At 62.7% G+C, this 15,735-nt stretch carries 12 protein-coding genes; 8 read left to right on the forward strand and 4 right to left on the reverse strand.

Annotated elements, in window-relative coordinates; translation table 11 throughout:
- Positions 1 to 5: 5 nt before the first annotated feature.
- A complete protein-coding gene (locus HBN54_RS19130; RefSeq protein ID WP_168674835.1) occupies positions 6 to 482 on the reverse strand; it encodes a nucleoside deaminase in 477 nt (158 codons plus the stop codon).
- 204 nt (positions 483 to 686) lie between these two features.
- Positions 687 to 1,622 (reverse strand): hypothetical protein, encoded by a 936-nt coding sequence (locus HBN54_RS19135; RefSeq protein ID WP_168674836.1) that lies wholly within the window; start codon positions 1,620 to 1,622, stop codon positions 687 to 689.
- 272 nt (positions 1,623 to 1,894) lie between these two features.
- Between HBN54_RS19135 and HBN54_RS19140 the strand changes: the two genes are divergently transcribed.
- The 6 genes from HBN54_RS19140 (at position 1,895) to HBN54_RS19165 (ending at position 11,925) form a co-directional block, all read left to right on the forward strand.
- Positions 1,895 to 2,350 carry a redoxin domain-containing protein gene (locus HBN54_RS19140; RefSeq protein ID WP_168674837.1) on the forward strand — a complete coding sequence of 152 codons (456 nt, stop codon included), beginning with the start codon at positions 1,895 to 1,897 and terminating at the stop codon, positions 2,348 to 2,350.
- 163 nt (positions 2,351 to 2,513) lie between these two features.
- Positions 2,514 to 4,091 carry a T9SS type A sorting domain-containing protein gene (locus HBN54_RS19145; RefSeq protein ID WP_168674838.1) on the forward strand — a complete coding sequence of 526 codons (1,578 nt, stop codon included), beginning with the start codon at positions 2,514 to 2,516 and terminating at the stop codon, positions 4,089 to 4,091.
- A 181-nt stretch (positions 4,092 to 4,272) separates the two neighbouring features.
- Positions 4,273 to 5,382, forward strand: coding sequence for a glycosyltransferase family protein (locus HBN54_RS19150; RefSeq protein WP_168674839.1), 1,110 nt, complete (start codon positions 4,273 to 4,275; stop codon positions 5,380 to 5,382).
- 174 nt (positions 5,383 to 5,556) lie between these two features.
- On the forward strand, positions 5,557 to 7,635 hold the full coding sequence (locus HBN54_RS19155; RefSeq protein WP_168674840.1) for a peptidylprolyl isomerase: 2,079 nt from the start codon (positions 5,557 to 5,559) through the stop codon (positions 7,633 to 7,635).
- A gap of 55 nt (positions 7,636 to 7,690) precedes the next feature.
- Positions 7,691 to 8,449 (forward strand): mechanosensitive ion channel family protein, encoded by a 759-nt coding sequence (locus HBN54_RS19160; RefSeq protein ID WP_168674841.1) that lies wholly within the window; start codon positions 7,691 to 7,693, stop codon positions 8,447 to 8,449.
- Between the two features lie 272 nt (positions 8,450 to 8,721).
- A complete protein-coding gene (locus HBN54_RS19165) occupies positions 8,722 to 11,925 on the forward strand; it encodes a PAS domain S-box protein (RefSeq protein WP_168674842.1) in 3,204 nt (1,067 codons plus the stop codon).
- Between the two features lie 285 nt (positions 11,926 to 12,210).
- On the opposite strand, the gene HBN54_RS19170 is transcribed toward HBN54_RS19165, so the two are convergent.
- Complete coding sequence (locus tag HBN54_RS19170) at positions 12,211 to 13,191, reverse strand: aldo/keto reductase (protein ID WP_168674843.1); 981 nt, start codon at positions 13,189 to 13,191, stop codon at positions 12,211 to 12,213.
- Between the two features lie 16 nt (positions 13,192 to 13,207).
- The gene (locus HBN54_RS19175; RefSeq protein WP_168674844.1) at positions 13,208 to 13,552 is read right to left on the reverse strand and encodes a cupin domain-containing protein; all 345 of its coding nucleotides are present in this window, start codon (positions 13,550 to 13,552) and stop codon (positions 13,208 to 13,210) included.
- A 179-nt stretch (positions 13,553 to 13,731) separates the two neighbouring features.
- Between HBN54_RS19175 and HBN54_RS19180 the strand changes: the two genes are divergently transcribed.
- Entirely contained in the window at positions 13,732 to 14,565 is an 834-nt protein-coding gene (locus tag HBN54_RS19180; RefSeq protein WP_317170253.1) for a serine O-acetyltransferase, read from the forward strand.
- 109 nt (positions 14,566 to 14,674) lie between these two features.
- A complete protein-coding gene (gene cysK, locus HBN54_RS19185) occupies positions 14,675 to 15,598 on the forward strand; it encodes a cysteine synthase A (protein WP_168674846.1) in 924 nt (307 codons plus the stop codon).
- The last annotated feature ends 137 nt before the right edge of the window (positions 15,599 to 15,735 follow it).

Here is a 15,735-nt window from a genome sequence, read left to right on the forward strand (position 1 = left end):
TTACATTAATACTCCGTCTTGCCTTCCAGTTCCGTCCAGGCCCGGAACCCGGCCAGCGCCTCATCGCGCAGCAGCTGCGTCATAGGCAATTTACGGCCTTCCATGGGCCGGTCCAGTTCTTCATAGATGAACTGGTCGTCGAAGCCAATTGCAGCCGCGTCCGTCTTAGTGTTGCCGTAAAACACGCGGCGCGGGCGGGCCCAATAGATGGCGCCCAGGCACATGGGGCAGGGCTCGCAGCTGGTGTACAGGTCGCAGCCGTCGAGCTGGAAAGTGCCCAGCGCTTTGCAGGCTTTGCGGATGGCATCGACTTCGGCGTGGCAGGTGGGGTCGTGGGTGGTGGTGACCTGGTTGAAGCCGCGGGCAATGATTTTACCGTCCTTTACCACCACTGCGCCGAAGGGACCGCCGTGGCCGGCCTTCATCTGGTCGATGGACAGGCGAATGGCTTCGCGCATGAATTCGGGGTTGGGAGCTTCCATGGGTGGGGCGGAAAAGGTGGGCGGCAGCAGCTGCGTAAAGTTTTGAAAAACGGGCAACAAAGAAAGCCACAGAAAGCCACATTCTGCGGCGGGTGTCCCGATGAAGCCCGCCATGCCGCCCACCAGACGGCGGTGGGCAAAAGAAAAGCGGTGCCGCATCCGGAAGATGCAGCACCGCTTCGGGGTAGCCGGAGCCTGCGCGGCCTACTTCGTGAAATTAGGAATGCGCAGCTGGAAGCCCAGCGAGGGCACCACCGTAATGCCACTCAGCGAGGTGCTTTGGCCATTGAGGAGGGCGTAGTCGCCGTAGTTCTGGTAGAAAAGCGACACGGCCGGGATGACGTAGAAATACCGATAGCCCAGCTTCAGATTGACAAAGCCGCCGAACGAGGAGAAGTTGCGGCTTTGCAGCGGCAGCTCGGGCACTTGGACCGAGCCATTATAGATTTTGGTGGGCGCGAAGCCGTAGCTCACCCAGCTATGGGCGTACACCAGGCCGTAGCTGATGGCCCCGATTTCCTCCTCCGGCCCAAACGACTGGCTGAAGGTGAGCGGGATAAGCAGGTCGTTGCGGTTGGCCCGGAAATTCAGCACCGAGTTGATATCGGACAGGAAGGGCAGGCTGGGCAGCTTGGCCCGCTGGGTAGCAAACTGCAGGCCGATGCTGGCATACGTGGTGCCGCTCACCGCGCCCCGGCCGGGGTTTTCGGGGGTGCCGGTGGGCCCGAGTAGCTGGTACTGCGCATCAAAAACGTGCGAGCCGAAAGCGTACTTATAGCCAGCATCGAGGCGCGGCACAATGCCGTAGCGGATGCTGAGGTCGGCGGTGGGCTGCACCGGGTCGAGGATGTAGGCCAGGGCAGCGGCCTGCAGCTGGGTGGTGGCCTCGGTGTAGTCTACTTTTTGCTGGCTGGCGGCCTGGCTGGCGGCTTCCTTCACCGCGCTGCTGGCTTTGGCCAGGGGGGCCGTAGCTACGTTAAAGCCCTGGTTGTAGCCCACCCGAAACTCGCCCTGGGGCGTGACTTTGCCGGTGGCGATGATGGCACGCGGGGCCGAGCAGGCGGTGGCCAGTAGGAGGGAGCCAGCGGCCAAAGCAGCGCCCCAGGGCCGGAAGCTGGAGCGTAAAAAAGCGGTATTCATAGATGAGCAATGAAGAGGTTGTAGCGGCGTAAACGAAAACCGCGCCGAAAAGTCGGAACCCGGCCCGGCAGGCAGGTGTATGGTAAACGCGTGATTGCAGTAGTTGTCCTTCCGACATTCCACGCATCAAGTGGAGAGAGGAATCCGGGTAAAAGTAAGTGAACAGCTTTTTTCTGGCTCTACCTGCTTCGGAATGACAAATTTCTGTTTAAAAAGCCTTTCAAAATCTGCTTATGCCGCTTTTGCTACTCTTGCTGCTACATTTTCTTGGAATGAGTACGGGGCCCGCGCCCCGCGCCACGGTCTACGTTTTTCTGGCCGAAACCTGCCCCATTAGTCAGGCGGCCACGCTGCCGTTGCGGGAGCTGCACGGCCGCTACGGGGCGCAGGGCGTGCGGTTCGTGGGCGTGTTTCCGGCGAAGGAGACCAACCCGACCGGACTGGCGGCTTTTGCCAAAACCTACCAATTGGCCTTCCCGCTGCAGGCCGATGCCGGCCACCAGCTCACCCGGCAGCTGCACGCCCGCGTCACGCCCGAAGCCGTGGTGGTGGCCGCCGATGGCCGCACCATCCTCTACCAGGGCCGCCTCGATGATGCCTACGCCGGCCTGGGCCAGCACCGCGCCGTGACGCGCCACCACGAGCTGGCCGATGCGCTGGCCGCCGTGGCTGAAGGACGGCCTGTGGCCGTGCCGCGTACCGAGCCGGTGGGCTGTTTTATTGAGTAGATTTGAGAAGGAGTATATCGAAAACAACCTGTCATCCTGAGTGCAGCGAAGGACCTTATCACGTTTGAGCAGTGTAAATTTCTGCGAAGCATTCAAACGTAGTAAGGTCCTTCGCTACGCTCAGGATGACAGTTGCTTTGTATTGAAATTACAATTCGCCACTATGAAACACCACTTCTCCTCATTACTCCTGCTGCTGGCTTTGCTAATGACCGTGCCCCCGGCGCAGGCCCAGACCGCCCCGCAATACACGTTCAGCCAGGATATTGCGCCGCTCGTGTACCAGCACTGTACCAGCTGCCACCGCACCGGCGAAGTGGCTCCGTTTCCGCTCACCACTTACGCCGAAGTAGTAAGCAACGCCCAGACAATTAAGTACGTGACTGGCACGCGCTACATGCCGCCGTGGAAGCCCGACCCCAACTACCGCCACTACCTCGACGAAAACACGCTGACCAACGCGGAAATCGCCAAAATCCGGGATTGGGTCGATGCCGGCACGCCGCAGGGCAATCCCGCCCTCACGCCGGCCGTGCCCACGTACCCCAGCGGCTCGCAGCTGGGCACGCCCGACCTGGTGATTCCGATGGCCCAGGCCTTTACGTACCTGGGCAATGGCCAGGACATGTACCGCATTTTCGTGCTGCCCGTGAACCTACCCGCCGACCGCGACATCGCGGCCATTGAGTTCCGGCCCGGCAATAAGGGCATCGTGCACCACGTCATCATCGGCATGGATACCACCCAGCAGGCCCAGGCCCTCGACGCGGCCGCGCCCGGCTACGGCTACACCCAGTTCGGCGGTTTCGGCTTCAACCCCCTCGAAACCAACTTCGCGGCCTGGGTGCCGGGCATGCAGTCGCGCTTTTATCCTTCGGGCATGGGCAAGAAGCTCTACCGCCGCGCCTCGCTGCTGGTGCAGGTGCATTATGGGCCCAACTACGTGACGCAGAAGGACTCGTCGGTGGTGAACGTGTTTTTTGCCCGGCAGCCCGTCACGCGCTACATCCAGACGGTGCCGGCCATTTCGCCGGTCACGCTCAGCAACGGGCCGTTTATCATTCCGGCCAACCAGGTGAGCACCTTCCACGCCCAGCTCACCGTGCCGGCCGATGTCACCATCCTCAGCACCGCGCCCCACGCCCACCTGCTCAGCAAAAGCTGGAAGGTGTGGGCGGTAAAGCCCAACGGCGATACCATCAAGCTGATAAAAATCAACGATTGGGACTTTCGCTGGCAGGGCGTGTTCCGCTTCACGGCCCCGCTAAAAATCCCGGCCGGCTCGCGCCTCATGGCCGATGCCACCTACGACAACACCGCTCAGAACCCGCGCAACCCCAACAGCCCACCCGTCACCACGCAATGGGGCGAGAGCACGACGGACGAAATGCTGCTCACCTATTTCGACCTGTTGGCCTACCGCACCGGCGATGAAAACATCGTGCTCAGCACCGCGCCCGGCGTGGCCACCACCCCCGGCACCGTGCAAATGGCCGTGTACCCCAACCCCGCCAGCGGCACGGGCAGCATCAGCTTTCAGCAGGAGCGGGCCGGCTCCGTCACGGTTTCGCTGCTCGATGCCACCGGCCGCCTGGTGCGCGCCGTGGTGCGCCAGAAAGCCTATCCGGCCGGGCCGCAGCAGCTGCCCCTGCCGCTGGCCGGCGTAGCGCCCGGCATCTACATCGTGCGGCTGGAATCGAACGAAGGAACGCGCAGCGAGAAGCTGGTGATAGCCGAATAAATCACTGATTGACGCTGATTAACCGTGATTCCGCTGATTGTTAAAGCCTTGACTCAACCGAGTCAGGGCTTTTTCATGGGTTGCCCCGCCACCCGCTGGTTTTTCGGTTATTTGCCGATTAATCCACTTAGCCGCGCCGTCCACAATCAGCGCAATCACGGTTAATCAGCGTCAATCAGCGATGAAGATATTATACGGAGTGCCCGGCGAGGGCCTGGGCCACGCCACCCGCAGCAAAGTTGTCATCGGCCACTTGCTGGCGCAGGGCCACGAGGTGCGCGTGGTGAGCAGCAGCCGCGCCTACACCATGCTGGCCGCCGCATTCCCGGGCCGGGTGCACGAAATCCGGGGTTTCCACCTGGCGTATAATGGGTTGGCGGTGAGCAAGCTGCGCACGGCCGTGCTCACGCTGCGCACCGCGCCGGAAGACCTGCGCGTTAACTTCGCCCGCTACCGCGAGCTGCTGGGCGGTTTCGAGCCGGAAGTAGTGGTTTCGGATTTCGAATCCTTCAGCTATTTGTTTGCGAAGCTGCGCCGGCTGCCCATTGTCAGTATTGATAATATGCAGATTATCAGCCGTGCCAGGTTGAACGTGGCGGTGCCGAAGGCCGAGCGCGAAAACCACCAGCTGGCCAAAGCCATTGTGCGGGCCAAGCTGCCGCACAGCCGCCACTATTTCGTCACCACGTTTTTCAACCTGGAGCTGGCCAAGCAGCGCACCACGCTGGTGCCGCCCATCATCCGGCCCGAGATTCTGGCCGCCGCGCCCACCAACGGCCGGCACGTACTGGTCTACCAATCGGCCACTACGCAGCAGAATCTGGTGCCGCTGCTGCAACAGCTGCCCGACCAGGAATTCCGCGTCTATGGCTTCAACAAGCAGGAAACCCACGGCAACGTGCAGCTCTGCGCCTTTTCCGAAGCCGGCTTCATTGCCGACCTGGCCAGCGCCCGCGCCGTGGTCACCAACGGCGGCTTCTCGCTGATTTCGGAGGCCGTGTTCCTGCACAAGCCCATTTGCGCCATTCCCATTCCGGCCCAGTTCGAGCAGTGGCTGAACGCCGCCGAAGTGCAGCAGATGGGCTATGGCCGGCATTTCGAAGCCATCACGGCCGATAACCTGCGGGCGTTTCTCTACAGCCTGCGCAATTTTGAAGCGGCCCTGGCCGGCTACCGGCAGGAGGGCAACGCGGTGCTGTTTGCCGGGCTTGATGCGCTGCTGAAGGACATTTCAACGGACTATCTACCCAGCGAAGCCGCGCCGCAGGAAGATTCCTGGGGCGGCGAGTAGCGCCAATTACATCTGTCATCCCGAGCTTGCGAAGGACCTCATCACAGATGATAATATTGCGCACCGTTCGAGCGTGATAAGGTCCTTCGCAAGCTCAGGATGACAGGTATTAAAACCACCGCAAACTGCTCTTGTGCCGTAAGCGCAAGCTAAAGCATACGCTACAATTCCCCTATGCCCATTCGCTCCTTTCGTTTCTGGCCGCTGCTACTGCTGGCGGCTGCCTGCGCCCGCACGCCGCGCCCCAGCGCCGGCCTCGCCAACAAGTACCACGACGCCACCATCCGCCAAATTGGCACGGCCCAGGATGAGCGCAACACCGCCGCCATTCTGCCCTTCCTCACCAACAGCAACCCCACCTACCGGCGCGAAGCGGCCCTGGCCCTGGCCTCAGTGCAGGCCCCGGCGGCCGTGCCCGGCCTCATACCGCTGCTGCGCGATGCCGACCCCGGCGTGCGCCGCGCCGCCGCCTACGCCCTGGGCCAGACCGGCGACAGCACCGCCGTGGACAGTCTGCGCGTGCGCGTCCTGCTGGAAAAAGACGGCACGGTGCGCCGCTACGTGCACGAAGCCCTGGGCCGCACCGTCACCCGCCACAGCCTGCCCGAGCTCTGGCGCGTCGAAATCCTGAATGATACTTCCCGCGCCGCCGCCCTCGCCTGGGGCCTGAGCCGCGCCTCCCTGCGCGGCCTGGTTTCGCCCGAGAGCATCCGGCGCACCGTGCTGGTGCTAAACTCGCCCAAGCTGCCGGTGCGCGGCCGGCTGGCGGCTGTGGTGGCCCTGTCGCGCACCCGAGGGCTCGATGCTGATTTGAAAAGACTGGCCGAGAGCACGCTGTTGCGCTTGGTTCAGAAAGACCGTTCGTATGCCGTGCGAGCGGCAGCGGCCAGCACGCTGGGCAAAATTGCCAACCTGCCAGACATGGCTTCGATGCCCGTGCCGCCCACTCCAGTCAACATGGCCCCGCAGGCCCCTTCGCCAGCAGTAAAAACACCCCCAGCGGCCCGCCAGGCAGCCGCTATGCTCACCCGCCTCGCCACCAAAGACCCCGACTACCGGGTGCGGCTCAGCGCCATTCGGGCCTTGCCGTTTGATGCGGAAAACTACCCGGCCAGCCGGAAAGCCGTGTTCACGGCCCTCAACCGCGACCAGCCCGCCGTGGCCCTCACGGCGGCCGAATGGTTGCTGGCCCACGCCAAGGGCGAATCGGGCGCGTTGCTGGCGGCCCTGGCCGATGGCAACCGGCAGGCCTCCGTGCGGGTGCGGGCGGCCTTGCTGCGGGCGGCTGTGCGCCACGCCAGTCCGGCGGCCCGGCCCAGCTTGGTCGAAACCATTTCGAAGCGCTACCCGGCCGCGCCCACGGTGTACGAAAAAGGCTTTTTGCTGGAAGCGCTGAGCGAAGACCCGGCCGCATTTGACTTCGTGCGGACCGAGGCGTTCGCGGCGGGGCAGTCGCCGGTGGTGGCAGGCTACGCGCTGGGCGCGCTGCTCACTATGCGCCGCAGTGCCGATTTCCCGGCCGGCCGCCAGGCCGATTTTGCTGCTGCCATGCGCCAGGCCCTGGCCAGCGGCGACGTGGCCCAGCTCGGCACTGCTGCCGAGGCCCTGGCCGATGCGAAAATCTATCCCGAAGCCCAGCCGGCCGACCTCGCGGCCCTGCGCCAGGCCCAGGCCAAGCTGCAGCTGCCCCGCGAAATCGAAGCCTGGCAGGGCCTGCAGCAGGCCTTGGACAAGCTGGAAAAAGCGCCCAAACCCACGCCCTCACCGCTGGCCACGGCCGCGCAGCACCCCATCGACTGGGCCGTGGTGCAGGGCGTGCCGCTGGGCCAGCAGGTGCGGCTGCGCACCAGCAAGGGCATTATTTTATTGGAATTGAAGCCCGAGAAAGCGCCCGGCGCGGTGGCCAGCTTCGTCACGCTCATCGGCCAGCATTTCTACGACAACCTGTATTTCCACCGCGTGGTGCCCAATTTTGTGGCCCAGGGCGGCGACCCGCGCGGCGATGGCAACGGCAGTGCGCCCTACAACCTGCGCTCCGAGTTCGGCGACCTGCGCTACGAGGAGGGCAGCGTGGGCCTGGCCTCGGCTGGCAAAGACACCGAGAGCTGCCAGTTCTTCATCACCCACACGCCCACGCCGCACCTCGATGGCCGCTACCCCATCTTCGCCCAGGTAGTGGGCGGCATGGATGTGGTGCACAAGCTCGACATCGGCGACCAGATTCTGGGCGTGGAGCTGGTGGCGGTGCCATAACCAATTTCGACAGCGGCTGTCATTGTCAGCCTGCTTTATTTCCTTTCAATTAATTATGAATCAACTGACTAGCTACGCCCGGCAATTTCAGGATATCGTTGTGCTTTACCTGCCCCGCCTGTTCATGGCCGGCGTGGCGCTGATGGTGGGCTGGTGGCTCATCGGCTGGGCCAGCCGCGTTGTGGCCAAAGCATCCCGGCACCTGGATGTGTCGCTGGGCTCATTCCTGACCAGTCTGGTCAACATCGTGCTCAAAGTGCTGCTGCTGATATCGGTGGCCGGTATGGTGGGTTTCGAAACCACGTCGTTTGTAGCAATTTTGGGGGCGGCGGGGCTGGCGGTGGGGCTGGCGTTGCAGGGCACACTGGCCAACTTCGCGGGCGGCGTGCTCATCCTCATTTTCAAGCCCTACGTGGTAGGCGATACCATCGAGTCGCAGGGCAAATCGGGTGAGGTGCGCGAAATCCAGATTTTCAATACCATCCTCGTCACCGGCCACGGCGATACCATCATCCTGCCCAACGGGGCCACTTCCAACAACGTCATTATCAACAAAACGGCCCAGAACAAGGCCCTGGTCGAAATCGCGACCGACCTCGACAACCCCACCGACCTGGCCGCGCTACGGGCCTGGGCCATTCCGCTGATGGCGGCCGATGCCGACGTGCTGCCCATGCCCGCCCCGCAGGTCGTCGTCACGGCCCTCAAGCCGGGCGGCCTATCGGTAGCCTTCCGGGCCTACACGGCGGCTGGCCTCAGTGGCCCCGCCCAGGCCCGCCTCATCGAGCAGCTGCAGCAGGCGCTGGCCCGGTAGTGGGTGGGCAGCCTGGTACAGTGGGTGTCGCAATGCTACGGGCCTACCCTTGCTGAAGAAGCTTCTACGCCAGGAAAAAACCGGACGCTAAAGTCCGCAAGTGTCGTTATTCTCGTATCCTTAACTGATATTAGCCTGGGGCTAACGGGCCGGCTTCTGCCCGGCTGAATCCCTTCCCGGCCAGTACCGCGCCCCCACTTGCCCAGGCAACGGCATAGTCGCTTACGCCGTTTTCGTTCAACTACCGAAGAGCTTTTAGCTGACACATTCTTATGACCCGTGCCGAGCTCGAAGTGGCGTTAGCCCAGCAGAAAACTGTGAATGCGGCCTTGCGTGCCCAGCTGGCAGTAGCTACCATGCCCGCAACGGCGGCCTATGTGCCGCCCAGCCTGCTGGCTTACTTGCTCGACGAGCAGCACACGGCCATGGTGCTCACCAATAGCGACGGCTATGTGCAGTGGGTAAACAAGGGCTTTACGAAGCTGTGCGGCTTGGAGCTGAGCGCGGTGGCCGGCCAAAAACCCGATGCGTTCCTGCGGCCCAGCCTGCGCGATGAGGCCACGGTGGCACGTATTGAGGAGGCCATGCGGCGGCACGAGCCGTTTCAGTACGAGGTGGTAAACCCACGGCCGGGCGCTGATGGCTGGTTGCGCGTGAGCGTGCGGCCGGTGGCGGATGCGGACGATGGGGTAGTCCATTTTGTGGGCCTTCTCGAAGATATTACGGAGTGGAAGCAGGCCCAGCTGCGGCTGGTAGACAGCGAGCGGCGCTTCCGCAACCTGGCCGAAAACGTGCCCGGCGTACTCTACGAGTGGCAAAAAAAGGACGATGGTTCATTCTTTTTTAATTATGTGAGCCCCAAGGTGCAGGAGCTGTTCGGAGTGGCACCGTCCGAACTCGCCCATATGACCGATTATATCCATCCGGACGAGCTGGAAGGGTTTCTGCAGACGCTCGACCATGCCACCCGCAACCGGATTCCGTGGGAATACGAAGGCCGCATCGTCGTGCCCGGCCAGCCTATCCGCTGGATGCGGGGTAATTCGATTCTGACCAGCTCCGGCCCCGACTGGGTAACGTACAGCGGAATTTTGCTCGATGTGACGCCCCTGAAACTAGCCGAAAGCGCCCTGCGCGAAAGCAGCCTGCGCCTGGAGCTGGCCATGCAGGGCTTCGGCGATGGGGCCTGGGAGATGAATCTGCATACCCGTCAAATTACCTTTTCCTCGGAATACAGAGCCATGCTGGGGTATGCCGAGGACGGCTTCCCCGACGAATACGAAACCTGGCTCGGGCACGTACACCCCGGCGACCTGGCGCAGGTGCTGGAAGTAGCGCGGGCCTACGTGCAAACCGGCGGCAAAAGGGCCATTACCGAATACCGGATGCGCTGCCAGGACGGCAGCTATAAGTGGGTGTTGAGCCGCGCCGCCATCACGGCCTGGGATGCCGATGGCAATGCTTTGATGTTGAGTGGTTTGCAGAGTGATATATCGGCCCGAAAGGATGCCGAGGAGGCACTCGATATCTCCAATCAGCAGCTGGCCACGGTGATTGCGCACTTCCAGGACGGCTTGGTGCTGGAAGACGAAACCCGGCGCATTGTGTTCACCAACGAGGCATTTTGCCAGCTGCTGGAAGTACCCTTGGTTCCGGCCCGGCTTCACGGCCGCAACGGGGGCTGGCTCACCGAAAGCTCGCGCAAATATGTCAAAAAGCCGCATCAGTACGTGGCGCGCATTGCGGCGTTGCTGCGCCGCCGCCAGCCCACTACCGGCGACATTATTCCGCTGCGCGACGGCCGTACCTTGTCCCGGGCCTTCACGCCCATCTTCGACGGGGCCCGCTACATTGGCCACCTCTGGAAGTACGAGGACGTCACGGCCCGCATCAAGGCCGAAGAGGACCTGAAGCGCCGCGAGGAAAAATACCGGGGCATCATCGAAAACATGTCGCTCGGGCTGGTAGAGGCCGATTTGAACGACCACCTGCTCTACGCCAACCAGAGCTTTTGCGACATGACTGGTTACTGTACCGAAGAGCTGACCGGCCTGCCGCTGTCGCCGCTGCTGCTCAACGGCCCCGACCTGGAGCTGGTAGAAAGCAAGCTGCTCACCCGGGAGCACGGCATCTCCGACTCCTACGAAGTAGTGGTAACCACCAAAACCGGCGAGCGCAAGTGGCTGCTGGTGAGCGGTGCCCCGCTCTACGACGAATACCAGCGGCTCATCGGCTCCATTGGCATCTACCTCGATGTGACGCCCCAGAAGCACCTCGAAGCCAGCCTGCGCGAAGCCAAGGCGCAGGCCGAAAGCAGCACCCACGCCAAACAGGATTTCCTGGCCAACATGAGCCACGAAATCCGTACGCCCATGAATGCCATTCTGGGCATGAGCCAGCTGCTGGCCAAAACCCCGCTGGCGGCCCCGCAGGCCAGCTACCTGCACGCCATCACGGCCTCGGCCGAAAACCTGCTCGTCATCATCAACGACATCCTCGACCTGTCGAAGATTGAGGCCGGCCAGCTGGCCATCGAGCACATCGGGTTCAGCCCCGGGCTCATCTGCGCCCAGGTCGAAAAGACCCTGCTATACAAAGCGGAGGAAAAGGGCCTCACCTTCATCACCACCCTCGACCCGGCCCTGCCCGAAGTAGTCCTCGGCGACCCTTACCGCCTCACCCAGGTGCTACTGAACCTGGCCGGCAACTCCGTAAAATTTACCGAGCAAGGCACGGTATGCCTGGGCTGCCGGTTGCTGCAGGGCGCTGATACGGAAGAATTGCTGGTCGAATTCACCGTGCAGGATACTGGAATTGGCATTGATGCTGAGTACCTGAGCCATATTTTTGATGATTTCAGTCAGGAAGATTCTACCGTGACGCGGCGGTTTGGCGGCACCGGCCTGGGCCTGGGCATCAGCAAGAAGCTGGTGCACCTGCTGGGCGGTGAGCTGCACATCGAAAGCCTGAAAAACCACGGCACCACCAGCCGGTTCACCCTGCGCCTGCCCGCGGGCAATGCCCGGCACCTCTCGCCCAAAGACCACGGCGACCTCGACTGCATGCAGCAGGCACTACAGGGCAAGCAAATTCTGCTGGTCGAGGACAACCTGTTCAACCGCATGCTGGCCACCAGTTTTCTCACCAATGCCGGAATGAGCGTGACGGAAGCCACCAACGGCCAGGCCGCCGTGGAGCTGGCCCGCACCCAGACCTTCGACCTGGTTTTGATGGACGTGCAGATGCCCATCAAGAATGGCTACGAGGCCACCCGTATCCTGCGGCAGGAGTTGGGCCTCGCTGTCCCCATCATCGCCCTCACCGCCAACGCCATTACCGGCGAGCGGGCCAAGTGCCTCGCCGCCGGCATGAACGACTACCTGACCAAGCCCTTCCAGGAATTCTCCCTCCTGAAAATGGTGTACGACTGGGCCGTAGCGGCTCAGTGCAGTTCCAACGGGCTCGTTGCTGATTAATAGAATCCGACAAAAAAAACGTCATGCCGCGCGCAGCGCGGCATGACGTTTCATTACTAAGCTACCGTGCAAAGCGCTTGCTCCAAATTGAACAGGCAATGCGATTGATATAACTTCAGGACTTATGCAATTGAACAGCCGCGAAGCGGCGATACGTTGGTAGTAAAGGACTGAGGAACCGAACAGAGCCGCAAAGCGGCGGCACCCTTATCGATTGTTAAATGAAAAGCCAACAGCCATTAGCTGAAAGCTAACGGCTTTGTAACTAATGGCTGTGATGCCCTCTTAGCGGTTCACCAGTTTCAGGGCTCCCTCGCCGTAGCGGGCGCCCACCACCGGGTGGGCCGCCAGCAGAGCACGCAGCTGGTTCAAATCATCAGCGGTAAGCGCAACGTCGGCGGCTGCGGCGTTCTCTTCTAGATATTTCGGCCGCTTAGTTCCCGGGATGGGGATGATGTGGGCATCCTGCGCCAGCAGCCACGCCAGCGCCAGCTGTGCCGTGCTGATACCCCGGGCTTCGGCCAGCTGCCGCAACCCGGCCACCAGTGGCGCGTTGGCATCGCCCACCTCCGCCCCGAAGCGGGGCATACTGCGGCGCAGGTCCTTGTCGGCCAGCTGGGGGCCCACGGCGGTGAGCAGCCCGCGCCCGAGCGGCGAAAACGGCACCAGGCTAATACCCAGTTCCTGGCACGCCGGCAGAATATCTGCCTCCACATCGCGGGTAAACATCGAATACTCCGACTGCAGCGCCGCGATGGGGTGCGTAGCCGCCGCCCGCCGCAACGAAGCCGCCGAAGCCTCCGACAGGCCCAAAAACCGCACTTTGCCGGCCTGCACCAGGGCTGCCATAGCGCCCACCATATCCTCCACCGGCACGGCCGGGTCGATGCGGTGGGCGTAGTAAAGGTCGATGGTGTCAATGCAGAGGCGTTTGAGGCTGGCGTCGCAGGCGGCCGCTATGCGTTCGGGGCGCACGTCCACGGCCGAGCCGCCTGCTCCGTCGGCCACAAAACCGAACTTGGTGGCCAGGAAAACCCGGTCCCGGTTGGGCACCAGCACCTGCCGCAGCAGCGTCTCGTTGGCCCCGAAGCCATAGATGTCGGCCGTGTCCCAGAGCGTTACGTCCAGTTCCAGCGCCCGGTGCAGGGTGGCCACGGCCTCGCGCTCGTCGCTGGGGCCATAGGCATAGTCTGAGGCCATCGACATGCAGCCCAGGCCCAGGGCCGAAACGTGTTGGCCGGTGCGGCCCAGTTCGCGGGTTTTCATAGGTATTATCAGCAGTTTATTTGTCCTCGCGGCCGTGTACCTGGGCAGGCGGCGACGTTGCCTCTACGGCCGAAAAGCTTTCCAGAATTTTATAGGTGTGCTCCGTGTTTTTGGGCACCACCCAGGAGTTGCCGGGCTCCAGCACCACCATTTGGCCGGCCAGGTGCAGCTCGGCCCGGCCGCCCAGCACGTAGCCTACGGTTTCGTATGGCCGCGTGGCCGGTGCCTTGGGTTCGCCCGGCTGCTCGTTTTCCCACATGCGCATGGCGATGTGCGTGCCCGAGGCGAGGTATTTTTCGCCGTCGGGGCCGGTAGGGGAGTGCTGCGAATCGACTTTGGTGATGGAGGTATCGGCTGCCATGATGATATTAGAAAAGGAGGGAAGAAAAAACAAGAGTATCTTTTGGCCCGGCGGCCGTAGCAGCCGGTGGGGTACTGGCTAAACGGCGAAGGCCGCCGCACCGTTGCGCCGCCGCCCAAAACCTTCCCCTGCTGCGCTGGTTAATTTCCCTGGTCATTTCGCTTATGTTTTCAGCTCCCGTGCTTCCCCATTCCTTTGCCGAAGAGTTGGCTCGCGCCCACTCCGTGGCCCCCGACGCCCTGCCCGGGGCCGCCTTCTGCGCCCTCGCCGACGGCCTGCTCGCCCTACTGTTCCCGCAGCGCGCCGAACGGCCCCTGCCCACTGCCGATGCCGTTGAGGCCGAATTGCAGTATTTCCGGGCCGAGCTGGCCGCCCTGCTGGCCGGCGTACCGGCCCTGCCCGCCCCACCCGCCGCCCTGGCCGATGAGTTTACTGCTCAGCTGCCGGCCCTGCGGGCCGCCCTGCTGCGCGACGCCAGCGCCATTCTGGCCAGCGACCCCGCCGCCCAGGGCCTGGCCGAAATCATCAGCTCCTATCCCGGTTTCTATGCCACGGCCCTCTACCGGCTGGCCCACGCCCTGCACCAGCGGGGCCTGCCCCGCCTGCCACGCCTGCTGAGCGAGTATGCCCATCAGCGCACTGGTATTGATATTCACCCCGGCGCGCACATCGGGCCGGCCTTTTGCATCGACCACGGCACCGGCCTCGTCATCGGCGAAACGGCCATCATTGGGGCCAACGTGCAGATATACCAGGGCGTCACGCTGGGCGCGCTCAGCGTCACCAAGGGCCTGCAGGGCACCAAGCGCCACCCCACCATCGAAGACCATGTGGTTATCTACGCGGGCGCTACCATTCTCGGCGGCAGCACCGTGGTGGGGGCCCACAGCATCATCGGCGGCAACGTATGGCTGACCGAAAGCGTACCCTCGCATTCGCGGGTGTATCACCGCGCCCACATCCAGATTTCGCGCAACGTCGACCCGGCCGCCGAGCTGGTATTTTCCATATAGGGACTTGAAAGCATGGTTTTTTCCATGTTCCAAGCCCTAATGTAGCAAGTCCCCCGCTGTTTTACCGACTAAGACCCTAAGTCCCCAAGTCCCCAATACCCTAACGCCCATGAAAGCTAATTCCGTTCTCGATACCATCGGCAACACGCCGCTGGTGCGCCTCAACCGCATTTTTGCCGCCACCCGCCCCGATGTGGAAGTGTGGGTGAAGCTGGAGCGCGCCAACCCCGGCGGGTCCATCAAAGACCGCATTGCCCTGAGCATGATTGAGCAAGCTGAGAAGGACGGCATCATCACCAAAGACAGCCTGATTGTGGAGCCCACTTCCGGCAACACTGGCGTGGGCCTAGCCCTGGTGGCTGCCGTGAAAGGCTACAAGCTCACCCTCGTTATGCCCGAAAGCATGAGCATCGAGCGCCGCCGCCTCATGGCTGCCTACGGAGCCAGCCTGGAGCTCACGCCCCGCGAAAAAGGCATGAAGGGTGCCATCGAGAAAGCCCAGGAGATTGTGGCCAACACGCCCGGCGCGTGGATGCCCATGCAATTCTCCAACCCCGCCAACCCCCGCATTCACGCCGAAACTACGGCCCAGGAAATCCTGCGCGACGCCCCCGAGGGCTTCGACTTCCACATCACCGGCGTGGGCACCGGCGGCCACATCACGGCCGTTACCGAAGTGTTCAAGCCACTGTTCCCAAACATGCAAACCTTCGCCGTCGAGCCCGAGGCTTCGCCCGTTATCAGCGGCGGCGCGCCGGGGCCGCACCCCATCCAAGGCATCGGGGCCGGTTTCATCCCCGAGAACCTGCACGTCGACATCCTCGACGGCACCATTCAGGTATCGCAGGCCGAAGCTTATGAGATGACCCGCCGCGCCGCCCGCGAGGAAGGCATGTTCGTAGGCGTGTCGTCGGGCGCGTCGCTGGCTGCCATCGCCAAAAAGCTGCCCGATATGCCCCAGGGCAGCCGCGTACTCACCTTCTGCTACGACACCGGCGAGCGATACCTATCGGTCGAAGGCCTGTTTGTGTAGTCCTTACATAGCTACCATAAAAAAAGCCCCTCGAAATACTTCCCTTGTCCTTACCCAAAACTCTGAAAAGCGCCGGCCGGTAGGCCGGCGCTTTTTTTTGGCATTACTCCTGCAACAGTTGGGCGGCCATCTGCACG

Source organism: Hymenobacter artigasi (assembly GCF_012275535.1).
In the GTDB taxonomy this organism is placed as follows: domain Bacteria; phylum Bacteroidota; class Bacteroidia; order Cytophagales; family Hymenobacteraceae; genus Hymenobacter; species Hymenobacter artigasi.